22 protein-coding genes and 3 tRNA genes are annotated in these 25,165 nt (G+C 45.8%); 7 read left to right on the forward strand and 18 right to left on the reverse strand.

Features of this window, described 5'->3' with window-relative positions; all coding sequences use genetic code 11:
* Positions 1–108: 108 nt before the first annotated feature.
* Entirely contained in the window at positions 109–453 is a 345-nt protein-coding gene (locus ADU22_RS20635) for a hypothetical protein (protein WP_053363855.1), read from the forward strand.
* 88 nt (positions 454–541) lie between these two features.
* A complete protein-coding gene (locus ADU22_RS20640) occupies positions 542–1,501 on the forward strand; it encodes a D-2-hydroxyacid dehydrogenase (protein ID WP_053363856.1) in 960 nt (319 codons plus the stop codon).
* Positions 1,502–1,621: 120 nt separating this feature from the next.
* Here ADU22_RS20640 and ADU22_RS20645 read toward each other — a convergent pair whose 3' ends face one another.
* Positions 1,622–2,848, reverse strand: a complete 1,227-nt coding sequence (locus ADU22_RS20645) for an ATP-binding protein (RefSeq protein ID WP_053363857.1) — start codon at positions 2,846–2,848, stop codon at positions 1,622–1,624.
* A gap of 83 nt (positions 2,849–2,931) precedes the next feature.
* On the reverse strand, positions 2,932–3,822 hold the full coding sequence (locus ADU22_RS20650) for an STAS domain-containing protein (protein ID WP_053363858.1): 891 nt from the start codon (positions 3,820–3,822) through the stop codon (positions 2,932–2,934).
* Positions 3,823–4,470: 648 nt separating this feature from the next.
* Between ADU22_RS20650 and ADU22_RS20655 the strand changes: the two genes are divergently transcribed.
* Positions 4,471–5,688, forward strand: a complete 1,218-nt coding sequence (locus tag ADU22_RS20655; protein WP_053363859.1) for a CynX/NimT family MFS transporter — start codon at positions 4,471–4,473, stop codon at positions 5,686–5,688.
* A gap of 371 nt (positions 5,689–6,059) precedes the next feature.
* Here the strand turns inward: ADU22_RS20655 and ADU22_RS20665 are convergent, their stop codons facing one another.
* Positions 6,060–6,362, reverse strand: coding sequence for a hypothetical protein (locus ADU22_RS20665; protein ID WP_053363861.1), 303 nt, complete (start codon positions 6,360–6,362; stop codon positions 6,060–6,062).
* A gap of 239 nt (positions 6,363–6,601) precedes the next feature.
* Between ADU22_RS20665 and ADU22_RS25080 the strand changes: the two genes are divergently transcribed.
* Positions 6,602–6,763, forward strand: coding sequence for a hypothetical protein (locus ADU22_RS25080; RefSeq protein ID WP_173427562.1), 162 nt, complete (start codon positions 6,602–6,604; stop codon positions 6,761–6,763).
* Positions 6,764–6,866: 103 nt separating this feature from the next.
* On the opposite strand, the gene ADU22_RS20670 is transcribed toward ADU22_RS25080, so the two are convergent.
* The 5 genes from ADU22_RS20670 to gltB form a co-directional block, all read right to left on the reverse strand.
* A tRNA-Glu gene (locus ADU22_RS20670) sits at positions 6,867–6,938 on the reverse strand.
* A gap of 20 nt (positions 6,939–6,958) precedes the next feature.
* Positions 6,959–7,035 (reverse strand) — tRNA-Ile (locus ADU22_RS20675).
* Between the two features lie 20 nt (positions 7,036–7,055).
* Positions 7,056–7,129 (reverse strand) — tRNA-Gly (locus tag ADU22_RS20680).
* A 122-nt stretch (positions 7,130–7,251) separates the two neighbouring features.
* Positions 7,252–8,733 carry a glutamate synthase small subunit gene (gltD, locus tag ADU22_RS20685; protein WP_053363862.1) on the reverse strand — a complete coding sequence of 494 codons (1,482 nt, stop codon included), beginning with the start codon at positions 8,731–8,733 and terminating at the stop codon, positions 7,252–7,254.
* A gap of 13 nt (positions 8,734–8,746) precedes the next feature.
* A complete protein-coding gene (gltB, locus tag ADU22_RS20690) occupies positions 8,747–13,303 on the reverse strand; it encodes a glutamate synthase large subunit (RefSeq protein ID WP_053363863.1) in 4,557 nt (1,518 codons plus the stop codon).
* A gap of 130 nt (positions 13,304–13,433) precedes the next feature.
* On the opposite strand from gltB, the gene gltC reads away from it, so the two are divergent.
* Positions 13,434–14,336, forward strand: coding sequence for a glutamate biosynthesis transcriptional regulator GltC (gene gltC / locus ADU22_RS20695; RefSeq protein WP_053363864.1), 903 nt, complete (start codon positions 13,434–13,436; stop codon positions 14,334–14,336).
* 103 nt (positions 14,337–14,439) lie between these two features.
* A complete protein-coding gene (locus ADU22_RS20700; protein WP_069188100.1) occupies positions 14,440–15,027 on the forward strand; it encodes a hypothetical protein in 588 nt (195 codons plus the stop codon).
* Positions 15,028–15,076: 49 nt separating this feature from the next.
* Here ADU22_RS20700 and ADU22_RS20705 read toward each other — a convergent pair whose 3' ends face one another.
* The 10 genes from ADU22_RS20705 to ADU22_RS20750 form a co-directional block, all read right to left on the reverse strand.
* Positions 15,077–15,352: a YokU family protein gene (locus tag ADU22_RS20705; RefSeq protein ID WP_053364693.1), complete on the reverse strand. Its 276-nt coding sequence runs from the start codon at positions 15,350–15,352 to the stop codon at positions 15,077–15,079.
* A 24-nt stretch (positions 15,353–15,376) separates the two neighbouring features.
* The gene (gene kamA, locus ADU22_RS20710) at positions 15,377–16,801 is read right to left on the reverse strand and encodes a lysine 2,3-aminomutase (RefSeq protein ID WP_053363866.1); all 1,425 of its coding nucleotides are present in this window, start codon (positions 16,799–16,801) and stop codon (positions 15,377–15,379) included.
* A gap of 156 nt (positions 16,802–16,957) precedes the next feature.
* A complete protein-coding gene (locus ADU22_RS20715; RefSeq protein ID WP_353611410.1) occupies positions 16,958–18,328 on the reverse strand; it encodes a sigma-54 interaction domain-containing protein in 1,371 nt (456 codons plus the stop codon).
* A gap of 132 nt (positions 18,329–18,460) precedes the next feature.
* Positions 18,461–19,309, reverse strand: a complete 849-nt coding sequence (ablB, locus tag ADU22_RS20720; protein ID WP_231687923.1) for a putative beta-lysine N-acetyltransferase — start codon at positions 19,307–19,309, stop codon at positions 18,461–18,463.
* On the reverse strand, positions 19,306–20,571 hold the full coding sequence (locus tag ADU22_RS20725) for a peptidase (protein WP_053363869.1): 1,266 nt from the start codon (positions 20,569–20,571) through the stop codon (positions 19,306–19,308). Before ADU22_RS20725 ends, ablB begins: the two co-directional genes overlap by 4 nt.
* 25 nt (positions 20,572–20,596) lie before the next feature.
* Positions 20,597–21,262 carry a 3-oxoacid CoA-transferase subunit B gene (locus ADU22_RS20730; protein WP_053363870.1) on the reverse strand — a complete coding sequence of 222 codons (666 nt, stop codon included), beginning with the start codon at positions 21,260–21,262 and terminating at the stop codon, positions 20,597–20,599.
* Positions 21,247–21,939 (reverse strand): CoA transferase subunit A, encoded by a 693-nt coding sequence (locus ADU22_RS20735; RefSeq protein WP_053363871.1) that lies wholly within the window; start codon positions 21,937–21,939, stop codon positions 21,247–21,249. The genes ADU22_RS20730 and ADU22_RS20735 overlap by 16 nt, the downstream gene beginning before the upstream one ends.
* A complete protein-coding gene (locus ADU22_RS20740; protein ID WP_053363872.1) occupies positions 21,940–23,295 on the reverse strand; it encodes an aspartate aminotransferase family protein in 1,356 nt (451 codons plus the stop codon). It lies immediately after the preceding gene.
* Positions 23,296–23,451: 156 nt separating this feature from the next.
* Positions 23,452–23,646, reverse strand: coding sequence for a YjcZ family sporulation protein (locus ADU22_RS25655; RefSeq protein ID WP_053363873.1), 195 nt, complete (start codon positions 23,644–23,646; stop codon positions 23,452–23,454).
* A gap of 190 nt (positions 23,647–23,836) precedes the next feature.
* Positions 23,837–24,337: a PTS sugar transporter subunit IIA gene (locus ADU22_RS20750; RefSeq protein WP_053363874.1), complete on the reverse strand. Its 501-nt coding sequence runs from the start codon at positions 24,335–24,337 to the stop codon at positions 23,837–23,839.
* 226 nt (positions 24,338–24,563) lie between these two features.
* Between ADU22_RS20750 and ADU22_RS20755 the strand changes: the two genes are divergently transcribed.
* On the forward strand, positions 24,564–25,157 hold the full coding sequence (locus ADU22_RS20755; RefSeq protein WP_053363875.1) for a DUF4397 domain-containing protein: 594 nt from the start codon (positions 24,564–24,566) through the stop codon (positions 25,155–25,157).
* Positions 25,158–25,165: the final 8 nt, after the last annotated feature.

Raw genomic sequence — 25,165 nt, forward strand, 5'->3', positions numbered from 1 at the left:
AGTCGCTGCCTATATGCCCATATAAACTAAAAACGTTTAAATTTGTTCTGGAATGGTAGAGTATTAAAGGAAGATTTTTATGCAATCAGCCGCAAAGGAGGAAATGTCATGCATTTAGATAGCTTTATCAATCAAAAGATCCAAATTCGCCTGAAAAATTTCCCAGAGTATCTTGTCGGCCCTGTGACGGGAATCTTCGACCCTGATGCCTGGTATCTTGTTAAATTGATAAAAACAGAGAGCATGGGCATCTGGGTTGAAAATCCATGCCATAAAAGGGTAAAAGTCCAGGAGGAAGACGGAACCCCCATCCCAGAGGAAAAACAGCAAGAAGAAGAATGCACAACAAATCTTCTTATCCGCTGGGATTATATAGGTTCTGTGATTACCTTTCCAAACGACACAACGCTTGGCCTCGATAAAAAAGCAAAATTAATTGGATTCCGCCTTTAACTTTTCGGCTCAAAGCGTGGCTTTGGGCCTTTTTGACGGCTGCTGATAGGTGTTATGATAAACCTATCCCACACTTGGAGGAATATGAATGGAAATCCGGAAGATGATTATTACACATGATATTGAAGCAAACCTTCTCGCAGAAATACAGGAACTGGTACCGCACTGGAACATAATCGCCCAGAGGAATCCTGATGCCTGGCTGGCCCACTTGAACAGTGCCGAAATCATTGTCGGCTGGAAAAAGGAAATCAGCGAAGCACTGAATTCCGATTCCCCGCTCCGGTGGGTACAATCCTGGAGTGCCGGCGTAAACAGCATGCCTTTAGCAAAGCTGGAAGAAATGGATGTTATTTTAACCAGCGCCAATGGAGTACATGCCTATCCTATATCAGAAACCATTTTTGCCTTGATGCTGGCCCTCACCAGAAATATACATGTGTATGTAAAAAACCAGCTGAACAGGAAATGGCATCATTCAGGGCTAAAATTGGAGCTTCATGGCAAGACCATCGGCATTATTGGAGTAGGGGCGATTGGGCTGGAAACGGCAAAAATTGCGAAAGCTTTTGGCATGGAAGTTATAGGCATCCGCCATTCCGGGAACCCTGAAAAAAATGTGGATGAGATGTACTTGCCGAAACAGCTGGATGAGGTGCTGCCTCGCTGTGACTATGTAGTGGTAACCCTCCCTCTGACCAGTGAGACCCGCGGCCTGTTTGGCAAGGAACAATTCGCTTTAATGAAAACCTCCTCCATGTTTATAAATATTGGCCGTGGAGCCATTGTTAAAGAGAATGAATTAATAGACGCGCTTTCAAATGGCGAGATTGCCGGTGCTGGCCTGGATGTTTTCGAAAAAGAACCATTAAGCGAGGACAGTCCTCTCTGGGATATGGATAATGTGATCATTACCCCGCATACCGCGGGATCAACGGAACATTATGCCAAACGGGTTCTCCAGGATATATTCATACCTAACTTAAAAGCATACCGTGCTGGAAACGTTCCTTCCATCAATTTGGTTGACTACAAAAAGGGATACTAGATTTCTTCTCAATCCTGCTTTCCAATATGAAGGAAAACAAGGAATCTGCCCGCAAAAAGAAAAGCAAGCGGCCCACTGGCCTGCTTGCCTTTCTTTGTATATACGAGCGTTCCTGTTCATTTAGGTAACCAAGTAGGGCTGGGCAATGGTCGGCAAAGTAATTTCCACCGTTGTGCCTTCATTTATCCTGCTGTTAATGTCCAGTTTTCCATTATGGCTTTCAATGATTTTAAAACAAGTCATTAGGCCTAATCCGGTTCCCTTTTCTTTTGTTGTATAAAAGGGTTCTCCAAGAGTCGGAATCCTTTCTTGCGGAATTCCTATTCCTTGGTCGATTATTTGGACCGAAATGGTCCCTTCATCCTTCCTTCCCACCCTGACATCAATATTTCCTCCCTCTGGCATCGCTTCGATGGCATTTTTCAGCAAATTGAGGATTACTTGTTTAAACTGATTCGCTTCACAGCTAACCAATGGCAAGTCCCTGTCAAATTCTACAAAAATCTGGACGTTGTTTAAAATAGACTGGGTATTGATGAGGGTGACCACATCTTTTATCAAAACTTTAATATCATGTTCCATGAAGACGGCGGCACTTGGCTTGGCCAATATAAGGAACTCCCCGACAATTTCATTGATTCTCTCCAGTTCCGCCAGGACAATGTCATAGTATTCTTCCTTAAGGCTGTTTGACTTGAATAACTGGATAAAGCCTTTAATGGAAGTAAGCGGGTTTCGGATTTCATGGGCTATGCCTGCAGCCATCTGTCCAAGGAGAGCCAGCTTTTCCGACTTTTGAAGCAGGCGCTCCGTTTCCTGTTTTCTCTCGGTTATATCTTTTCCAATAGTCAGGATTGCTTCTTTGCCGCCCAATATTATAGCCAGGGATGAAGCCTCAAAAAAGAATTTTGAGCCATCCAGCCGTTTAAGCCTATGCTCGATACTGGTCAGCGGACCGCGCAGCTTGATGGCCTGGTCGATCCTCGCCCGCATCCTTCCTTCATATTCACTATCAGCGTATTGGAATATAGACTTTCCAATCAACTCTTCCTTGCTGGCAGAACCAATCATCGCAACCGTGGCTTTGTTTACAAAGACAATTTGGTAATCACGGTGGATAATGACAGATTCAGGCAGGGAGTCTATCAAGGTCTTATAGCTTTCTTCGCTGGCCCTCGCTTTTTTCTCCAGACTCCGCATTCGGTCATATTGCCAGCCAACAAGCCAGGCAATCAAGGTGAAGATAATAAAATCGATTGTAAAAAAAGGTTCCTGATGGAAAAACCATTGATGCGCAGTGAACAAAATCGAAATCAAAACCAAGGTAATCTGTCCCGTTTTAACCATTTCATTGCCCTCATAACTTGATATTTTCCTATATCATAGCATTAAACGGTTCAAACAGATATCGAAAATTCAGGAAAAAAATCTCAATTTTTCTTGAAAAGATCCATGACATTCTTGCCATCATTCTTTTTAAACAGCTGGATATCCGACAGTGCCTGCTGAAGGTTTGCCCTTGTTACTTGCTTGCTGAAATCCAGTCCCAGGCTCACTACAGTTTGGGCAATCTCTGGACGGATTCCTGTTACAATTGTTTGGACACCTAAAAGCTTCAAGGCATCCATCACTTTGAAAATCTGGTCGGCAACCATGGTATCTACCATAACGACTCCGGAAAGGTCAAGAATCAGGTTGGATAGCTTCAATCGTTCTGCTTCCTTCAAGGTTTCCTCCATCAGCAAATGCGCCCTCTCTGTATCCACATCACCAACAAGCKGCAGGATGGCCACCCCTTTTGACAAAGGGACGACTGGGACAGATAGTTCGAGGAAAGCACTCTTCGCGCTGTCAAGGGTCTTTTTATAGAAAGAAACAAAGGTTAAGCTAAAACAGTAAACTGCATGATCGATTAGCGGGTCAATCACCCTCGACACGGCAAATGCGGTCTTAATCGATGCGTTTTGGGACAGCATTTCTTCCTCGAGAACATCATGGAGGAATTTCCTGTAATTACTTGTGTCTTTCAATGCTTCATCCAGCGAAAATCCGTTATTATAGGTGAATTCTGCTGTTTCTATAGCCCATTTTTCTATATCGTCATAAGCTTTCTCTTTATCTACACCATCGTTCTTAAGCGCTTCAGCAAACATATGGATAAATTCAGCGCGGATTCCGATGATATCTGATTCCTGCATGGCTGATATCTGTTTCAATTGTTCGGGAGAGGCCTGTTCCATGCTCTGCAAATGGACTTTTTTTGCTATTTCGGTTTTCCGTTCGGAAATTTTTTCACCTAAATGTATTAGTTCCTTGTTCATATGATCCTCCGAGACATGTGTGTTTTAAAAAATATGATTGTTGAATGAAAAACAACCAACATCAATTGGTTGCATTGTTTGCATAAAGAAACATTTAATTATACCCGTTTTCATATCCCTTAAACCTCCTTTCCTTCTTTTATGACAGTAAAAAAAGCGTGCTACCGGAGCACGCTTTTTTCTTTTCTATTGTTCCTGCTTATGGTTATAAATTTCAATTGCGGCAATTTCCTCTTTTCCACAATGCTCACACTTCAACGGTTCTCCCGTAAAGCCCATACAGGATTTGCAATAATGTTTTGTCATGACTGAATTCTCCTCTCAACAAAAATAAAAAAACAGAATTTTCTAAATTATATATGCTATCAAGCATTCAATTTCCTGCTAAATGTCTGAAATATTTTTCTTTTTTCATACAAATGTCCATTGCAATTCCGTTTTTTTCTGGCAGATAACTCTGTTGCTGTTTAATTCCCATATTTTTTTCATCCTAAACTCCTCCGCCTGGCCCTTTAATTCCGCCCCCTTGTCACGGCCATTTACCTGCATATCCTATACAAAAAGCAGAAAATTCATTATAATTCATTTAACAAGGGGTCAGGCACCCTTTATTGCTTTAGTGAACAAACGAGGGGGCATCGGCATCTTATGCGAGTCAAAGGAATCGATAGGAATACACTGCTTGTTATTGGAATTATTTTTGTGGCGTTTAATTTAAGGCCGGCCATTACGTCTGTAGGGCCTCTCATTGGTTTTATCCGGGATGACCTGGAGATATCGAATGGCATGGCTGGACTCCTTACGACGGTTCCACTTCTCGCCTTTGCTTTTATATCGCCATTCGCGCCTAAAATCGCACAGAAATTCGGTAATGAGCTAAGTGTATTAATAGGGCTGGTCCTATTGGGAGCAGGAATAATCATTCGGTCCACAGGTATTTTATATTTATTGTATTCCGGCACCATTCTCATTGGACTGGGAATTGCCCTTTGCAATGTTTTGCTTCCCGGGATTGTAAAACAAAACTTTCCGGGCAGACTTGGGTTCATGACAGGAATTTACACCTTTTCCATGGGTGTTTGGGCTGGGCTGGCCCCAGGGCTTAGCGTTCCTCTTGCCCATCATTTAAATTTAGGCTGGAAGCTGTCCCTCGGGTTATGGCTGTTCCTCATTTTTATCGCCTTGTTTTTTTGGAGCCCGCAAGTAAGGGGAAAAACAAGGCCAAGTGTACAATATGGAACAAAACAATCCCCTGCTTCCATCTGGTCTTCACCAATCGCCTGGCAGGTGACCATCTTTATKGGCATGCAATCAATGGTGTATTTTAGCATGACTGCCTGGCTTCCAGAGATACTGACCAGCAAGGGAATTGGTATTGCGATGGCAGGCTGGATGGTTACCCTAATGCAGTTCTCCGGGCTTCCTGCCAATTTTTATATCCCTGTCTTAGCCGACCGCCTCGAGAATCAAAAAGGCATCGCCCTGGGAATTGGACTGTTTTCTCTTGCTGGGCTAACTGGCCTCCTATTGGGTAAAAATACCCTGATCCTTGTGTTTAGCATCATTTTAATTGGTATTTCGCTTGGTGCAGCCATTAGCCATGCCTTAACCTTGATCGGGCTTCGAGCCGCAAATGCCGAACAAGCATCAAGCTTGTCCGGGATGGCCCAGTCCGTTGGGTATCTGGTTGCAGGAATCGGTCCAATTTTAATCGGGATTCTCTTTGACTCCCTTCATGCATGGACTGTTCCGTTAATGATGCTTATAGGGGTTACCGTACTTTTCACATTAGCTGGAATCGCAGCCGGTCGTAACCAGTATGTTTTTGATGCTGTAAACAGTCAAAAACAGGCGCCACTTCTTTAAGGAATTATTTGTGATATACAAAATAGAACAGCCCGGGAAAACCCCAGGCTGTTCGTTTGGACAAGCTATTAAACAAACACTTTGTTATAGCTGAATGTTGATTTCACTCAAATTCAAAAAATAAAGGGAGAAAGTCCGGTTAATTTGGGAAATATCCATATTTCCCTTAAAATAAGAGGAGTTTTTCCGGTTAAAGGGATCAGAATCATGAATTTTGCCTTCATTTGAGAAGATAAGGGAAATTTCTCCCCTTATTTCTGTTTCTGAAGGTGCCTCTGCGTACAATAACCGGAAATTCTCCCCTTAATAATTTTCATGCCTTTATGGGAATCAACAATGAATAATAACAAAGCATACACAAAAAGGCTATTTTATCTTCTATAGACACTTCTMGATCTTGCTGCATCAAATAATAAGGCTAACGCAGTTATTATATGCATAATCATTCCGACAACAGGAATCCAGCCGATAACAGAGGTTACAATTCCTAAAATACTTCCATATTTGTTCTGCATCTCCTTAAAAGAAAAGAACAGCGTGACAATATGAAGGACCAGCATAATAAACAATGGCGTCCAGCCATTGCTGATAATAAAAGCCCCTCCGAGAAAAGGAATTCCCAAGAGAGCTTCAAAAACTCCGGTAAACCATTTTAATGTGGTAGCCGTACTCATTCCTTCCACCTCCATTACATCATTAACTTCATTGTACTATGGAACAGCCAATAAGCGCTTGGATGTGGCATAAATTTTTTATTTTTATTAGCCAAACAATTGTTATTTCCCTTTAAATAAGGATATAATTGATAGTACTAAACATCGAATGATTATGTAACATGCTCATGTTTAGGCATAAAGCCATAACAATGTTCCACCGGATATAAAATCAAAAAAATGCGGAAGGTGATAAAATTATGACAGAAAATCAGGATAAAAACAATTTATCTGTAGATTCAACTGTATCTTTAAAAGGAATTGTAAAAGCCATATTTAAAGATACGATTCACGTCCAAATTGGCGGCAAAATTATCACTTTACCGATATCGGGGACGGATTCCAAGAATTTATCCCTGTAAGCTGCCAATTAATACAAAGAAAAAACATCCTCTGGTGTCCACGACATTCCCGGAGGATGTTTTTTTGGTACAAAAAAAGCCAGCATCCAAGCTGACCCTTTTATGACCCGTACGGGATTCGAACCCGTGTTACCGCCGTGAAAGGGCGGTGTCTTAACCGCTTGACCAACGGGCCGGTCTAACCCGACATATGAATGGTGGGCCTAAATGGACTCGAACCATCGACCTCACGCTTATCAGGCGTGCGCTCTAACCAGCTGAGCTATAGGCCCGCATTGTCCAGTTTCGTCAATGGAGCGGGTGATGGGAATCGAACCCACTACATCAGCTTGGAAGGCTGAGGTTTTACCAGTAAACTACACCCGCATGACAACTTTTATATAATATAAAATATTAGAAGGATCGTCAATACTTTTTTTCGTATCATTTAATAGCTGAAATCAAAAAAAGATCTGAATCCAGCTTGGATCCAGATTAAAACGTGATTATTATGCAAGTACAGTACTTCCCATCAGATAACGATTGACTTCCCGGGCAGCTTCCCGGCCTTCATTGATGGCCCATACGATTAAGCTTTGGCCCCTCCTCGCATCTCCAGCTGTAAATACACCTTCCACATTGGTTTTAAACTCACCATAGTCAGCTTTTACTTTGTTTTGCACTGTCTCTACACCAAATTGCCTTAATAATGACAGTTCTGTTCCTTCAAACCCGATCGCTATAAAGACATGATGCGCAGGCCATATTTTTTCGCTCCCGGGTATTTCTTTAAAATAGAAACTTCCGTTTTCATCTTTTAGCTTTTCCATTTGGATAGTGTGAAGTTCCTTCACCTCGCCATTATCACCCTTGACCAATTTCTTAGTCTGGATGGAATATTGGCGCGGATCTGCACCAGTCTTGGCTTGGGCTTCTTCGTAGGCATAATCCAATGTGAAAATATTTGGATAAGCCGGCCACATATTATCGGCGGTCCGCTGTTCGGGAGCCTGGGGATGTTTCCCAAATTGAACGACGCTTCGGCAATTTTGGCGCAACGCCGTAGCAACACAGTCCGCCCCCGTGTCTCCTCCTCCGATTACAATGACATCCTTTCCGGCTGTATTGATAAAATTTCCATCCTCAAAGTTGGAATCCAGCAAGCTTTTAGTTGATTGCGCCAAATAATCCATAGCAAAATGCACACCCGCTGCTTCACGGCCTTCAATATGGAGGTCACGCTGTTTTTGCGCTCCGGTACACAGGATGACAGCGTCATGCCTATTGCGGAGTTCTTCAACGGAAATATCCTTTCCAACCTCTGTATTCGTAACGAATGCAATTCCTTCCTCGGTTAAAAGGTTGATCCTGCGTTCCACGATTTCCTTTTCCAATTTCATATTTGGAATCCCGTACATTAACAACCCGCCAGGACGGTCGGCGCGTTCATAGACAGTCACTGAGTGTCCAGCCTGGTTTAGCTGATCGGCACTGGCCAATCCAGCAGGACCAGAACCAATTATAGCGACTTTTTTTCCAGTCCGCCTCCCAGGAATACGTGGAGTGATCCAACCATTTTCAAATCCTTTATCAATAATCGTTCGCTCTATGTTTTTAATGGCGACAGAAGGATCGGCAATTGCCAGCGTGCAGGAGCCCTCACATGGAGCAGGACAAACCCTGCCGGTAAATTCCGGGAAATTGTTTGTCATAAGTAGACGCTCCAATGCCTCTTTCCACCTTCCGCGATACACCAGGTCATTCCATTCTGGAATGAGATTGTGGATTGGGCAGCCAGTTGTTGTCCCTTTCAGCTCCATCCCCATATTGCAGAAAGGAGTCCCACAGTCCATGCAGCGAGCTCCCTGCCTGCTCAGCTCTTCATCAGAGAAGGAGGCAGAATACTCCTTCCAGTCCCTGATTCGAAGTTGGGGGTTTCGTTCTATCGGCTTTTCTCGATTGTACTCCATAAATCCAGTTGTTTTTCCCATTTCCGTCTCCTTCCTACGATACTATGGCACCAGGCTGTAAAGATGCCTTTTTCTCGTGACCGGCATTCGTCTGGAATGCTTTCAATGCGGCTTCCTCATCAGTAAGTCCGTTTGCTTTCTGTTCCTCAATTTTATCAATCATATGTTTATAGTCATTAGGAATGACCTTTATGAATCTCCCAACGACTTCTTCCCAATTTTCGAGAATATAGTTTGCTTTGGAGCTCCCAGTGTTATTGAAGTGATTCTGAACCAACGTTTTAACCTGGTTGATTTCCCCTTGGTCCGTTAGCGATTCAAAGGACACCATTTTGCTGTTGGCCAGTGCAGAGAATTCCTCTTCATTGTCTGCCAGTACATATGCAATGCCCCCGGACATGCCAGCGCCAAAATTCTTGCCAGTGTCTCCAAGTATGACGACACGCCCGCCGGTCATATATTCACAGCCATGGTCACCAATCCCTTCAACCACTATGCTGGCCCCGCTGTTGCGAACCGCAAACCTTTCCCCTGCCCTTCCGCTGACATACGCTTCCCCGCTAGTTGCTCCATAAAAAGCAACATTTCCTGCAATTACGCTGCCACAGGTAAATAATTTGTCAGGCTCATGGGCTTTAACAATGATTTTGCCGCCTGAAAGTCCTTTTCCAATGTAATCATTGGCATCGCCAGTTAAAAACATGGTCATTCCCTTGGGAATAAAGGCGCCGAAACTCTGGCCTGCCGAACCGGTGAATCTCAATGTAACGGTATTCTCCCGAAGTCCCGCTTCACCGAACAGCCTGGTAATCTCACTTCCAACAATGGTCCCGGCTACCCGGTTCACATTCCTGATCGAAAAGGAAATATCCACTGGCGTTTGGAATTCCAAGGCAGGCTTGACCGCAGGCAAAATCTGCTGAATATCAAGTGATTCGCCGATTTTATGGTTTTGAGGCGTACGGAACGTCCGATATCCTTTAGGCTGGAATAAAAGAGCCGTTAAATCCAGATCTTTCGCTTTCCAATGGGCTTTGGCGCGTTCACCCATTTTCAGGACGTCTGTACGCCCAACCATCTCTTCTACCGTCCTGAAGCCTAGTTCGGCCATCAGTTCCCGTACTTCTTCGGCCACAAACTTCATGTAGTTCACGATGTGGTCCGCTTCACCCGTAAACTTTTCACGCAAGGCAGGATTCTGGGTGGCAACCCCAACCGGGCACGTATCCAGATGGCACGCCCTCATCATCACGCAGCCAAGAACGATAAGCGGCGCCGTTGCAAAGCCAAATTCTTCGGCACCTAAAAGGGCTGCCATAACCACATCTTTTCCAGTCATCAGTTTTCCGTCTGTCTCCAGAACAACACGTTCACGCAAGCCATTCAGCATCAAGGTTTGGTGTGCTTCTGCCAGGCCAAGCTCCCAAGGAACCCCGGTATGTTTAATGCTCGTTTTAGGCGACGCTCCTGTTCCGCCGTCATATCCGCTTATCACGATTACATCCGCAGCCCCCTTGGCCACACCGGCAGCGATCGTTCCAACACCAGCCTTGGCTACCAGCTTCACGCTAATCCTTGCGTCGCTATTGGCATTTTTCAAATCATGGATAAGCTGGGCCAAATCCTCAATCGAATAGATATCATGGTGCGGCGGAGGAGAGATCAGCCCGACACCCGGGGTAGAGCCGCGAACATTGGCAACCCATGGATATACTTTGTTTCCGGGAAGCTGTCCGCCTTCCCCCGGCTTAGCTCCCTGGGCCATTTTGATCTGCAGTTCATCAGCGTTTACCAAATACTGACTTGTCACGCCGAAACGGCCAGAGGCAATTTGCTTGATAGCGCTTCTTCGGCTGTCCCCATTTTCATCAACAATAAATCGGGCCGGGTCTTCGCCTCCCTCCCCGCTATTGCTTCTGCCTCCCAGTCGGTTCATGGCAACAGCAAGGGTCTCATGCGCTTCCTTACTTAACGAACCAAAGGACATAGCCCCTGTTTTAAACCGTTTGACAATCGAATCTACCGGCTCCACTTCCTCGATAGGGATCGATTTGTTCACCGGATCGAAACTGAACAGATTGCGCAGGAAGGTGATGCGCTCTTCGTCCGCTGCTTTTGAGAACTGCTTGAATAAACCGTAATCCCCTTTTCTCGTTGCCCATTGAAGAGTATGAATGGTTTTCGGGTTGAACGCATGATGCTCCCCGGAATTCCTCCATTGAAAATCACTTCCAGACTCAAGGGCATTGTCAGCGGATGGTCCAAAGGCTTGCCGGTGAGAGAGCAATGCCTCTCTTGCGATTGTTTCCAGACCGATACCGCCAAGCTTTGAAGAAGTTCCGCTGAAATAGGATTCCATGACATTCGGACTTATTCCAACCGCTTCGAATATTTGCGCTCCCCGATAGCTTTGGATAGTCGAGATCCCCATTTTGGACATAACTTTTACAACGCCTTCGGTTGCAGCCTTAATGTACTTCGCAACTGTTTCTTCATACGTAAAGGGTACTTTTCCTTCCGCCACCGCTTCGCGATATGTAGCAAAGGTCAGGTATGGATTGACAGCGTCTGCCCCATAGCCAATCAAAGCAGCAAAATGGTGAACTTCCCTTGCCTCTCCGGATTCGACTATGATGCTGGCTTTGGTACGAAGTCCTTTCCTGACAAGATGCTGGTGGAGGGCACTAACAGCCAACAATACAGGTACCGCCGCTTCTTCTTCATTCATATCCCTGTCTGACAAGATAAGCAGAGTCGCCCCATCTGCCATAGCTGATTCAGCCTCTTGGAATATCCGTTCCAACTCGATTTCCAAATCTTCTGTAAATAAGGTGTGGATGAGCTTGCTTTTAAATCCATCAAGAAGGTTAGCTTTTAATAGCTCCAATTGACTGTTGGTGATAATCGGTGAATCAACCTGGATTCGCCGGCAGTTCTTTTCCCCGGGATGAAGCAGGTTTCCTTCTGCACCAAGATAGGAAACAGTAGAGGTAACAAGCTGTTCCCGAATGGCATCAATGGGAGGATTGGTAACCTGGGCAAAATGCTGTTTAAAATAGTTGAACAGGGATTGGGGCCGGTCCGATAAAACCGCCAGGGGGCTGTCATTCCCCATGGAGCCAAGCGGATCCTTGCCTTCTGTGACAAAGGGGATTAAGTATTTATTGATATCTTCATACGTATAGCCAAAGGCTTTTTGGCGGACGATGAGGCCTTTGAAATCCTCTTCTTCAAAACTCACTTTCAAATCCTTCAGCCTGACCAGCTGTTCGTACAGCCATTTTTGGTATGGTTTCTCTGCGGCCAATTCCGCCTTGATTTCTTCATCGGAAATGATGCGTCCTTGTTCCAGGTCGACCAGCAGCATTTTACCCGGACTAAGGCGCTCTTTATATAAAACCATCTCTGGCGCTACGTCTATTACCCCTACTTCTGATGAAAAAATAATGTAATCATCTTTTGTCACATAATAGCGTGCTGGACGCAGCCCGTTCCTGTCGAGGATCGCACCAATCTGCTTTCCATCCGTAAAGGAAATAGCTGTAGGGCCATCCCAGGGCTCCATCAAGGTACTGTGGTATTCGTAGAACGCCCTTTTGTCCTTGGGGAGATAAGGATTGTCTGACCATGGCTCAGGAACCAGCATCATCGCAGCATGGGCAGGTTTTCGGCCAGCCAGGACAAAAAATTCAAACGCATTATCCATTATGGACGAATCGCTTCCGTCCGTATTTAAAACAGGAAGCACTTTCTGAAGGTCGTCCCCAAATGCTTCAGAAACAAACTGCTGCTCCCGGGCATTCATCCAGTTGATATTTCCCCTCAGTGTATTGATTTCTCCGTTATGGATAATGTAGCGGTTTGGATGCGCCCTTTCCCAGCTTGGAAAGGTGTTGGTACTGAACCGCGAATGCACCAAGGAAAATGCAGATATAAAATTCTGGTCCTGGAGATCCGGATAAAAGGAATCCACCTGTTCCGGGGTCAACAGTCCTTTATAAACGATTGTCCTGCTGGACAGACTGGCAAAATAAAAAGCCTTTTGATGCTGTCCCGCCCAAAGCTCAGACTGTTTTCTAATGACGTATAATTTCCTTTCGAAGGAAAGTTCGTCGGGAACTTCAGCGCTTGCACCGATAAATACCTGACGGATGACAGGAACGGTCTTTTTAGCCGTCTCCCCAAGGCTCCGGTCATCAACAGGCACCGTTCGCCAGCCTAGAAGCACTTGACCTTCTTTTTCTATGAGAGTCTCGATATATAATTCAATTTCTTTTCGCTCAATCTCGTTATCTGAAATAAACAGCATTCCTATTCCATACCGGCCCTTTTCAGGAAGATTGATTTCCGGATGTTCCTTTCTGAAAAAACTATCGGGAATCTGAACCATCATGCCTGCTCCATCCCCTGTGAGCGGGTCACTTCCTTGTCCGCCGCGATGGTCCAGCTGGCAGAGCATTCGAAGCCCTTTTTTCACAATTTCATGTGTGGCCTTCCCTTTAATATGAGCGTACAGGCCAATCCCGCAAGCATCATGCTCAAATTCAGGACGGTAGAGACCTTGCGCTTCCGGTATTTGATTAAAGGTCATTGTTATCTCCCCCGCATCTTTCTTAATACTTTTCCTCTGCTCATATTTTAAGTTTTTCTATTTATACAAAACAATATATAATTTACATACAATCAATCTGTAAATGATATGAATGAATGGGGTGACAAGAATGGAGCTTAGACAGTTGCAATATTTTATGGAAGTAGCGGAGCGAGAGCATATGACAGAAGCAGCTCACCACTTGCATGTCGCGCAATCTGCCGTCAGCCTCCAGATTGCCAAGCTGGAGGCTGAATTGGGAGTAGCGCTTTTCGAACGGGTAGGAAGGAATGTAAAGCTGACCCAAATAGGAAAAGTTTTTCTGATTCATACAAAAAAAGCACTGAGGACACTTGATTATGCAAAAGAAAAGGTTGATGAATACCTCAACCCAGAAGCCGGCACCATCAAGGTGGGCTACCCGACAAGCCTTGCTGGGCACTTCCTGCCGACAATCATCTCGGCATTCAGGGAAAAACACACCAACATCACTTTTCATTTACGCCAAGGCTCTTATGCCGACCTGATCGAGGCGGTAAAAAATGGGGATCTGGACTTGGCCTTCCTTGGACCGGTCCCAACCAGAGACCCTGAGATAGAGGGACATATCCTTTTCACGGAGCGATTTTCGGCTCTTTTGCCGAAAAACCATAAATATGCAGACAGGAATCGTTTGTCCCTGACGGACTTGAGGGAAGACGACTTCGTGCTGTTCCCCCGGGGATACATCCTGCAGCAAATCGTAGTGGAAGCCTGCAAGCAGGCAGGTTTCCGCCCAAACATCGCCTCTGAAGGTGAGGACATGGACGCTTTGAAAGGACTTGTTTCCGCAGGCATTGGAATCACTCTCCTTCCAGACAGCACGCTATTCGATTCCATTCCCAGGTTAACGGTGAAAATTCCAATTGAAGAGCCGGATGTCAAGCGTACAGTGGGCATTATCGTTCCCCAAAACCGGGAGGTCGCACCCTCTGAAAAAATATTTTTCACATTTGCCAAGGACTTCTTTAGTGTTCTTGAACAGTATAAATAGGAATGTCAGCAGCAAAATTCCTTTCTTGGCATACTGATAGATTATTCTTCGCACAGGAGGGTAAATTTACAATAGATCAGTAAAATGAGAAAGGGTGGTAGAAGTGAAAAATCTGCGGTTATCTCCCCTGCTGGCAGCCGCTTTTCTATTTCTTTCAGGCTGCAATTCAAGTGAAGAGCAAATTGTTAAGGAAGAGGATGTTACGAATCCTTCAAGAGAAGAGCAAAGAGCGGAAACAGAAGCTCCTCCTGAAGAAGATATCCAAATTACCGAAACGGCCGGTTTGGGCGATACCCGAGAGGTTTTCAACAAGGAATACGGAGAGCCGGAGGGTGATGAAGAAATCGCCAATTATCTCGACGACTTCATGGTTGTCACATTTGAAAACCACAGGGCAGTAAATATTGAGCTGCATTTTGGTTCCAATCCGGAAGGGCCTCAGACTGAGGGAGAAATCCTTGCCTACATTGAAGAGCGGATACCAACAGATGCAGAAGAAATAGACAGGACGACAAACGACCAAAATAGCCAGCAGGAAATCATTCAATATAAAAGTGAAACACTCAAAAATACTGTTAGCGACGAAAGCTTCGCACAGGAAGAACCGGGAGCTTTCACTGTGATCATTGAAAAAGGACAGGATACTGCTCCTTTTGCCACAATCACTCTCGGTAAGGGACAGAACATCTAACTTAGGAAAGGGAGGTAACCTTTATATAACGGTTCCTCCCTTAAATCTTTTATGAAGTAAAGTCAAAATAATTTCTTTTCAGCAGCCGCGGCCTTTCCATCAGTTCCTTGTAGGAAATCGACTTGGGCAGCTCTTTAGTATCAATCAAAAACAGCTGGTCTTCAATCGCTTTTGTCACTTCATCTGTTTGATAAGCCATATGGCAGCCTTTGCATACTATCCCGGGTGTTGAGGTAATCTCGATGGCTCTTGTGCCATCGGGCAGCTCCCAATAGACATCCCCTTGTTCCTCGATTGCTTCGTAGCCGCACCAGTCACATTTCAGTGCCATAACCAATCCCCCTATTCATCAAGCTTTCGTTTCTCCTTGGCCATCCTTCTGGTTTGCCGACGCCTTTTTTTGTTCCGCTTGATATTTTTTCTCCTTTAATAAATCCCGTTTGTCACGTTTATCCTTCAGGCTCGAATGACTCGGGTCGGAGACATATTTTTGGCGCCGGTCCAGCCTCTGCAAATCTTCCGGAATGAGATTGAACTTGCTGTCATTCATGACTGCAGCGATGCCTGCGTTCGATTTTTTCTTTTCATAATCGGGGTAGACCTGCTTGAAATAATCCTCAGCCCGGCCGGCCTGATAGTTTTCAGGTTCCGGATAAGAAGTGATGACGCCTTCAAAATTGCGGAGAACCACTTTTTCCGGGCTCTGTGAGATCAGGTAATTGGGCTGAAGGGCAATTTTCCCTCCCCCGCCAGGTGCATCAACGACGAAGGTCGGAACAGCATAACCGCTTGTATGGCCCCTAAGCCCTTCAATGATTTCCAGCCCTTTGGAAACTGGGGCCCGAAAATGGCCAATTCCCTCCGACAAATCACATTGATAAATATAATAAGGCCGGACCCGGATTTTGACGAGATCATGCATCAGTTTTTTCATGATCGGCACACTGTCGTTAATGCCAGCGAGAATGACGGACTGGTTCCCCACCGGCACTCCTGCATTCGCCAGCATTTCACAGGCTTTTTTTGATTCTTCGGTGATTTCAATGGAAGTATTAAAATGGGTATTCAGCCAGACAGGATGATACTTTTTCAGGATGCTGCAAAGATTTTCAGTTATCCTTTGCGGAAAAACAACCGGTGCTCTTGTGCCAATCCGGATGATTTCAACATGGTCGATCTCCCTGAGCTTCTTTAGAATATATTCCAGGATGGTATCATTGATCAATAGACCATCACCGCCAGAAATAAGCACATCCCTGACTTCCTCCGTGCTGCGGATATAATTTATCGCGGCATCCAGCTGCTTTTTCGGGACTCCCATGCCAATCTGCCCGGAAAATCTCCTCCTGGTGCAATATCGGCAATACATGGAACACTGATTGGTCACCAGGAACAAAACACGGTCGGGATAACGGTGGGTCAGCCCTGGAACTGGGGAGTCCTCATCCTCATGGAGGGGATCTTCCAGGTCATATTTTGTTTTATGAATTTCTTTTCCGATTGGCACGGACTGCATCCGTATCGGACATCTTGGGTCATCCGGATTCATGAGCGATGCATAATAAGGTGTGATATTAAGCGGAATGGTTTTTGTGGAAATCCGGACGCCCTCTTCCTCATCCGGTGTGAGGTTAATGACCTTTTTCAGGTCATCCAGTGTCCTGATGGTGTTTGTCAGCTGCCAGAGCCAGTCATTCCACTGCTCTTCGGTAACATTCTTCCATAATTCAATCTCCTTCCAATGGCGGTCTGGTTTATATAAAAACGGTTTCATGCAAGTACCCCCTAAGAACCTTTTACATTCTAAATATGCAAGTTGCGTGCCAATTGTGTAACCGGGGGATCGCATCTCCACAGCGCTTATCAGCTCCCTTTTTCGGAGTCATGAAGTGTCCAAGGCAAACAGCCTGCCGGAAATCCGGCAGGCTGTTTATTGTTTCCGTAATTTATACTGCAATGTTTGCCGGGGAATCCCAAGAATGCTGGCTGCCTTTTGTATATTTCCTTGCGACTCTGACATGGCAGCTTTAATTAATTGTCCTTCGTACTCCCTTAGCTTATCCTTTAAACTTAGGCTGGACTGGCTGCACTCTTTTCGGGAATGACCCTTTGTGATCATAGCCGGAAAATCCTCCGCGGAAAGCATGCTCTCCTCGCACACATTCATCATGTATTCGATGGCATGCTTGAGCTCGCGGACGTTGCCTGGCCAGCTGTGGGCCGACAGAATTTCTGCTGCAGTGGTTTCGATCCCTGCAATCTCTTTCCCCAGCAAGGTATTAAATTGGTCGATGAAAGTTTCCGCCAGAAAAAGCACATCTTCCTTGCGCTCCCTCAAAGGCATCAATTCGAAGGTAAGGACATTGAGCCGGTAGAAAAGATCCTCGCGAAGCTGCCTTTTCTCCAGCGCTGTCACCGGGTGGACATTCATCGCCGAAATGACCCGAACATCGACATTGATCACATTTACGCTGCCAACCCTCCTGACTGCCCCATCTTCAAGAACCCTTAACAGCTTTGCCTGCAATTCAATTGGCATGGCATGAAGTTCATCCAAAAACAATGTTCCTCCATCAGCCAGCTCAAACAGTCCCGGCCGGTCCACTGCGCCGGTATAGCTGCCTTTTGAGGTTCCAAACAGAATGCTTTCAAGGAGACTTTCCGGAATGGCTGCACAATTTTGGGCAATCAGCGGGCCGTTTCGCTTGGAAGCTTGATGGATGGCATGGACGAACAGTTCCTTTCCTGTACCGCTTTCACCAAATACAAAAATGGGCGAATGCGATTTTGAAAGCTTTTCAGCTCGTACTTTTAATTGTGCGAACTCGGGATTTTTCGTCAGAAGGTCGGAAAATGTGTATTTGGCCGATTGCCGGACCCTTTTTGAAGCATTTGGCTTGATGCTTCCCTGGATATCAACCAGCCTCTCGGCAAGCTCTTTAAGCCTTGAATAATCCTTGGCTATCTCCACAGCGCCGGCCACTTTTCCATTCACAACAATTGGAAGGGTGGTGTTAACCGTTTCAATCCTTTTTCCATGCAGATTCAAAAATGACTGGGTTTTATTATAAAGAGGTTTTTCTGTTTTCATTACATGAAGAAGGGTGCTCGTTTTTTCATTAAGAGAAGGATAGATATCCAATAAATGCTTGCCTATTACTTCTTCTATTTCAAGTCCGTCATGCTTTGCTGCCACTCCATTGTAATAAATGGTGTTTCCCTGGGTATTCACAGCATGAATCGCTTCATCAATACTTCCAAGAATGGCGCCCATAAATTCTTCCGTCATGTTGGCAATCATATTCATCTTATCACCTTCCCTTATTATGTATATGAGAACGCCGAAAAACCATCACCATATTGCCGAAAATTCGGCACTCCCTTTCTCTCCATAATTAAAAGCACCTTCCTGCATCCAGAAAGGTGCCTCTTGTTATTCCTCTGTCTGTTCTGCCAAATTCCTGCTCCATATATTCATATCTTCCATCTTATCGAATATCAGACAGTTATTGGCAAGCCTGCCACGGTACGAGTAGCCTAATTGATGCAAGGCAGCATTCATTCCAAATGAAAGCGCACGGGCCAATGAATACGAACAGAATATGCCGATGCCCTTCAGCTCTTTTTCCAGCTGAAGCAGAAGCAGCTTCATTAACCCATATTGCCGGTGTTCCTTCAAGGTAGCACAGTCAGTCAATTCGGCATTTTGATAAAAAGAATTTATTTCAGCCGAAGCGGCACTCACAATCTCGCCCTTATAGCCAAACCCAAAGTAAATGGTGCCTTCCTGGATTGTTTTTTTGATATATTCAGGGTCACTCATAGGGGTAGGATAGATGGAAAAGACCTTATCATAGAGGGCTGCCAGTTGGACAGAGTCCTGGGTGCCAAGCTTTTTTAATTGGTATTCAACCGGCGGGATGGACGCTTGCACATTCCTTTTAAGGATGGCTACCTTGTCGATAATATCGTCCTCTTCCACCCAGCTGCTTGATATCTTGCGTCCAGGAGTGAGAAACCTGGAGAAAAACAGGCAGTCCGAACCCAGGAAATAGCCTTCAATTTCGCCTTCAAGAAGGAAGCCGTGTTCCAAATAGGTACTTGCATGCTCCCTGCGGACTTTAAAAATCAGTTTTTCGGCTTTATGCTGCCCGGCTAGCCGTAGACCAAACTCGATCACACTTTGAATGTTGCCGCGATAATCATCTATCCTGACCCTGGAGTTAAAAGGATCAATAAAAGCGGTAAGGATACAATGTTCGTCCTTGATTATCTCCATCATGCGGTTCCGCACCATTCAAGGATGGCAAGCGCAATTACCTCTGCTGCTTCGTATACATCCTTTAAATTAATATATTCATTGGAATCATGAGCCATTTTTGTGACTCCAGGACCGAAGACGACTACAGGCACACCTCCGATTTTATTCAGAATCCCTCCATCAGTGGCCCAGGGAGAAGCTTCAATGACAGGACTGCTCCCCTTGATTTTTTCAAAGGCTTTTCCCAGAACTCCCACAAGATCGTGGTCAATCTCAAGGTCTCCCGGCAGCCAGCTTGCACCAAACCACTCTATTTCCGGAAGGTGATCACGGAGCCACGGGTCCGAAGCGGCTATTTCCCTTAAGGCTTCAGCCATTTCTTCCTTTGCGCTTTCCATGGTTTCTTCCGGCGCAACCCCCATTCTGCCTTCTATTATGGCCGAATCTGGAACAGATGAGGGCCATGACCCGCTGCTCATTTTACCTACATTGATGGGAATAGGAATTGGAATGGCGGCGAAAAGGGGATCGGTGATGCGGGAGTTCCGTTTTGCCTCCAATTCCCTTATACCTTTCAGGATGCTCTCAGCCTTTTCTATGGCACTTACTCCTTCATATCTTGTTCCGCCATGGGCCTGCTTTCCTTTTACCGTGATTCTGAACCACATCGATCCTTGCTGCTTAGGAAAGAACTTCATATTTGTCGGTTCGGGAATAATCGCTCCATCCGCCTTATATCCCCGGAGAACAGCTGCTAATGTTCCCGCTCCTCCGCTCTCTTCTTCGATCACACTCTGGAAAATCACATCCCCCTTCAGTTGTATGCCGCTGTTCACAATGGCTTCAAGGGCCAAAAGGAGGCATACGGTTCCGCCCTTCATATCGGTAGATCCTCTGCCGAACAGCCTTCCGTCTTCAATGTGGCCACTGAATGGATCCCGGTCCCATGCACTTGCTTCTCCGACCGGAACCACGTCGATATGGCCGTTAAGAATCAGGGAGCGGCCCCCTCCGCGTCCCTTAAGGGTGCCAACTGCATTAGGGTTGCCAATAAAAACCTTTCTGTCTGAACAAAAAGCAGGATGATTTTTCAGTGTTTCTCCGCCGATTTCCCAAATATCCATTATCAGCCCAAGTTCACGGCATTTTTCAATGATGACTGCCTGCGCGCTGCTTTCCTGCCCTCTGGTGCTGTCTTCCTGAACAAGCCTTTGCAAATAACAGGCTGCTCTGCCCTCGTTTTTACGAATATAGTCTCTTACTTTCTTTTGTGCCTCCTCCAAATGGATTGCCCCCTTTTCTCTTGCTCTATTGTTCCATCATTTTAATATCAGAAGGAATATGGAAGCTGCAGCCTGTTTTAGCGGCGATATCATCTATTGTGATCCCTTCGGCATACTCGGCGAGAATCAGCTTCCCGCCGGAAATTCTGAACACAGCAAGTTCGGTTATGATCATATCCACACATTCAGCAGATGTGAGCGGCAAAGTGCACTGTTGGACAATCTTCGGCTTTCCTTCCTTATCTGTATGGTTCATGAGCACAATCAATTTTTTAGCTTTTGCCGCCAGTTCCATCGCACCGCCCATTCCAGGAATTCGCTTACCAGGAATAATCCAATTGGCTAAATCACCTCTGGAGCTAACCTGCAATGAACCAAGTATGGACAAGTCGATTTTTCCCCGGCGAATCATCCCAAAAGCAGTTGCGCTGTCGCAATAGGATCCTCCCGGGACAATAGTGACCGGAAAGCCTCCCGCATTGCACAGGTTTTCATCTTCTTCCCCTGCCTTAGGTGAAGGCCCCATTCCCGTTATCCCGTTTTCGGCATGAAACATGACCCTCATATCCCCTGGAAGATAGTTGGTCACAAGCGAAGGAATGCCAATGCCCAGATTCACAACCATTCCTCCGCTGATTTCAGCTGCCGCCCTTTTGGCCATTCGGTTTCTGGCTTCTATTCCCATGCCCATTTCCAATTCACCCCGCCTGTTGGAATTACCATGTCCACGAATATTCCAGGTGTAATAATCTCTTCAGGATCCAGACTCCCGAGGGGTACGATTTCCTCGACTTCGGCAACCGTGAAATCTCCAGCCATGGCAACGAGCGGATTGGTGTTCCTTGCACTTTTGTCGTAGACAAGATTGCCATAAGGATCGGCTTTTTTAGCAAAGACGATGGACACTTCTGCTGTCAGTGCCGGCTCTACGACATACGTTTTCCCATTGAGCTGCATCCGCTGTTTCCGATGTGACACCATCTCATTTTCAAGGCCAATATCACTCAGAATCGCTCCAAGACCCATGCCGCCTGCCCGGATTCTTTCCGCAAGGATCCCCTGAGGGGAGAATTCTACCTCCAAATTCCCTTCGTTCATAAGCTTTCCAGCGACAGGGTTGGAACCGATATGCGACGCAATCACTTTTTTCGCCATTCCACGGCTGACAAGCTTCCCTATGCCAATATCGGGAAAGCCGGTATCATTGCCGATAAGAGTAAGTTTTTTGAGGTCTTTGGCAACCATGCCATCAATCAGCGACGGGGGAGAGCCAACACCTCCAAATCCCCCAAACATAAGGGTCATACCGTCATGCATATACTGTAGTGCTTCATTGAGACTGGAAATTTTATTAAAAGGATTCTCCATTCACTCCTCCCCTCCATTTCCCGGAACCAATTCCCTTCCAGCCTTATCCAGGACCCTCCTGAACAGCCTGACCAGTTCCTCCAATTCTCGTTTATTGATTGTCAACGGAGGTGACAGGATGACTGCGTCTCCGCTTACCCCATCCAAGCCTGCAGCTGCCGGGTACAAAAGAAGCCCCTCTTCCTGGGCAAGCTTCACAATCCTCCCGGTGAAGTTCCGACCGCGGGGAAAGCTGGTTTTGCTTGCTGGGTCCGCAACAAATTCAACCCCGAGCAAGAGCCCCATGCCTCTGATATTGCCGATGAACGGGTATGATGCTTTCATTTTCTCAAGCATATTTCTTAAAAACACTCCGTTTTCTTCCACCCGGTTTAGAATCTTGTTCTGTTCAAGGTATTCCATTACAGCAAGGGCAGCGGCACAGGATTGCGGATTGGCACTAAGTGTATGTCCGCTCATGATGGTTCCGGAACCATTTCTTATCGGGAGCATGACTTTTTCGCTGACCAGAGCAGCCGCGATGGGAGCATACCCTGCCCCCATCCCTTTGCCCAGCGAGACAATGTCCGGATTAACTTCCCAATGTTCCAGGGCGAGCATCTTGCCGGTGCGGCCAAAACCGGTCATGACCTCGTCGGCGATAAATAGAATATCATGTTCGTCGCATATGCGCCGGATGGCTTTGTAATACCCTTTCGGGGGAGTGATTGCCCCGCCTGATGCCCCAACCACAGGCTCGGCTATGAATGCAGCTATGGAATCGGCGCCTATTCTCCTAATGGCAAGATCGAGTTCCTCCGCACATTCAAGTCCGCAGCTTGAAGGTTCTTTATTAAAAGGACAGCGGTAGCAATATGGCGGCGAGATGACCGGGAAATCCGCAAGAAGCGGAATGAATCTAGACCTTCTCCCAGGGTGGCCCGACATCGATAATGCTCCAAGGGTAATACCATGATAGCTGACCCATCGGGAGAGTATTTTTGTTTTCATCGGGCGGCCTTTTTCCTGCCAGTATTGGATGGCTATTTTCATTGCCGTTTCGGTAGCCTCGGAACCGCTGTTCACAAAAAAACTCCAATTCAAATCGTCAGGCATGGCCATGGCTATTTTTTCGGCAAGCTCCTCTGCTGGCCGGCTCGTAAATTGGGAGCGGTAAACAAATGATACTTTCCCTGCCTGTTTTTTCACGGCTTGGATGATTTCCTCCACTCCGTGGCCAATATTGGCTGTCACAGCTCCCGATGCTCCATCAAGATATTTCTTGCCTTCCATATCGTATAAATAGACGCCTTTCCCAAAGTCAATGACCGGATACTCTTCGTCGAGTGCCGGCTTTATCAAGTAAGTTCTGTCCATCCTCTCACTCCGCCTTCTATGAAAACGTACTCAACCCTATAGGTCTCTATAGATTGTATGAACATGAAAAGCGATTCTTTCATGGATTGTTTACCTTAAACCTAAAAGAAAACATAAAAAAATTGCCCGTTAATCCCGGGCAATCCGTTTATATTTTTACCAAGTCCCGCAGCTGCACCCAATGATGATCAGCAAGATGAAGAGTACAACAACCAGTACAAATGGATTTCCACCAAAACCTACTCCTGCATAAGGATAACCCCCGTATCCTGCCCCCGCTACCCCAGCGTACGGATAGCCGCAGTAATCAGCAACTGGTGCTACCTGACCGCAATTATAACCATAATGCATGAACATCTCTCCTCACTCTTTTGCTTTATTTCTTACATTCATACACTATGCGATGGGTACTTGACCTGTATGTGCTTTAGCCCAATTTCTTTTATTGGCTCATCTATTGAAACCACCCGGGATGCATGAAAGGCCGCGAATGGAAAAAAATCAGAAAAAAAAGACGGACATTGTGTCCGCCTTTTCGCAATTAGCTAAAAGTTACTTCAAGCACTGGAGTTGTTCCCTTTTCTACCGGTCCTTCTGCCTTTTCGCCAAAAGAGGAAGCCTGGTCTGTATTCGTAATAATGACAGGGGTCACGATGCTTTTTGCCTTAGCCTTAATGACATCAAGATCAAAAGACACCAGTTTGTCCCCAGCTTTTACTTTATCCCCTTCGCTCACAAATGTCTCAAACCCTTCCCCGTTCAGGGAAACCGTCTCGAGACCGATATGGATAAGGATTTCAGCCCCATTTTTCGCGCGGATTCCGATAGCATGCTTGGTTGGAAAAACCTGCATGATTTCCCCATCGACCGGTGAGACAGCCATTCCTTCTGTTGGTTCAATCGCAAATCCATCACCCATCATCTTCTCGGCGAATACGGGGTCTGGCACAGTTTCAAGGGCAACCGCAGTCCCGGATACCGGCGCAAGCAGCTGGATTGTTTTTACTGGTTCCTCTTTTTTTCCAAATAGCTTTTTAAACATATTCTTTCATTCCTTTCAATGCTGTTTCCTCTTTTGTAAAACAGAGATAAAAAATTCTCCGAATATTAACAGTACCATTCATCTTGTCCATGATACTTATTCCCCATTTTACCTATTTTCACACTGTAAATACAAAAACTTAGCCTTGGCCCCCCTCAAGTCAGGGCACATGTCTTACAGGATGCACATATTATAAATCACCCACAAATTTTTAGGAGAGAGGAATATGACCGTAAACAACAGCCTTTATGCTGATATGTACAATGCGGCCATGATAAAGTTTCTTACAGGCCTTCCTTTCAGCAGTGGTTATACTATTCATATTGATGGGTTTTCTCTTGGCGCACAGTTTCCGACCCGCAACTGCGGCTATATACCAGTCTCCCCAGGGCTTCATCAGGCGAGCATATCGGTCCATGCCGGGACCCCGGCAAATCGAACCGAAAACCTTGAGTTATCTTCCGGTAAATTTTATACTTTGGCAGTTGCCCGATCAAGAGGCACCGGAAAACTGCTTATTTTCGAAGACGAGCCCGGGGTACCGGCAGGKGAGGCAAAAATCCGGTTCATCCACCTTTATCCACAAGAGAAGGAACTTGATATAGCCGTAAAAAAACGTGATGTGATTTTCCCGGACGTCCAGTATGGGCAATCCACCCCCTACCTTGGGATAACTCCAATGAGCCTTGAACTCGAAGCCAGAAAACCAGGAGCAAAAGGGTCGGCTATCGCTCTTCCATTATTAACATTCGAACACGATACTGCCTATACCATTGTTCTTGCTGAGGGGGAAACCCACGTTATAAAAGATACATTTTAAGTGAAAAC

Source organism: Bacillus sp. FJAT-27251 (assembly GCF_001273925.1).
In the GTDB taxonomy this organism is placed as follows: Bacteria; Bacillota; Bacilli; order Bacillales; family Cytobacillaceae; genus Mesobacillus_B.

Excerpts from the sequence above, each read along its gene's own strand:
- ADU22_RS20645 (WP_053363857.1), bottom strand. The coding sequence starts at position 2,848 with ATGGTTAAAACGGGACAGATTACCTTGGTTTTGATTTCGATTTTGTTC.
- ADU22_RS25080 (WP_173427562.1), top strand. The coding sequence starts at position 6,602 with ATGACAGAAAATCAGGATAAAAACAATTTATCTGTAGATTCAACTGTA.
- ADU22_RS25655 (WP_053363873.1), bottom strand. The coding sequence starts at position 23,646 with ATGCATTATGGTTATAATTGCGGTCAGGTAGCACCAGTTGCTGATTAC.
- ADU22_RS20715 (WP_353611410.1), bottom strand. The coding sequence starts at position 18,328 with ATGATTGCCAACATGACGGAAGAATTTATGGGCGCCATTCTTGGAAGT.
- ADU22_RS20635 (WP_053363855.1), top strand. The coding sequence starts at position 109 with ATGCATTTAGATAGCTTTATCAATCAAAAGATCCAAATTCGCCTGAAA.
- gltC (WP_053363864.1), top strand. The coding sequence starts at position 13,434 with ATGGAGCTTAGACAGTTGCAATATTTTATGGAAGTAGCGGAGCGAGAG.
- kamA (WP_053363866.1), bottom strand. The coding sequence starts at position 16,801 with ATGAAACCGTTTTTATATAAACCAGACCGCCATTGGAAGGAGATTGAA.
- ADU22_RS20740 (WP_053363872.1), bottom strand. The coding sequence starts at position 23,295 with ATGGACAGAACTTACTTGATAAAGCCGGCACTCGACGAAGAGTATCCG.
- ADU22_RS20750 (WP_053363874.1), bottom strand. The coding sequence starts at position 24,337 with ATGTTTAAAAAGCTATTTGGAAAAAAAGAGGAACCAGTAAAAACAATC.
- gltD (WP_053363862.1), bottom strand. The coding sequence starts at position 8,733 with ATGGGAAAAACAACTGGATTTATGGAGTACAATCGAGAAAAGCCGATA.
- ADU22_RS20640 (WP_053363856.1), top strand. The coding sequence starts at position 542 with ATGGAAATCCGGAAGATGATTATTACACATGATATTGAAGCAAACCTT.
- gltB (WP_053363863.1), bottom strand. The coding sequence starts at position 13,303 with ATGACCTTTAATCAAATACCGGAAGCGCAAGGTCTCTACCGTCCTGAA.
- ADU22_RS20735 (WP_053363871.1), bottom strand. The coding sequence starts at position 21,939 with ATGGAGAATCCTTTTAATAAAATTTCCAGTCTCAATGAAGCACTACAG.
- ablB (WP_231687923.1), bottom strand. The coding sequence starts at position 19,309 with ATGATGGAGATAATCAAGGACGAACATTGTATCCTTACCGCTTTTATT.
- ADU22_RS20730 (WP_053363870.1), bottom strand. The coding sequence starts at position 21,262 with ATGGGCATGGGAATAGAAGCCAGAAACCGAATGGCCAAAAGGGCGGCA.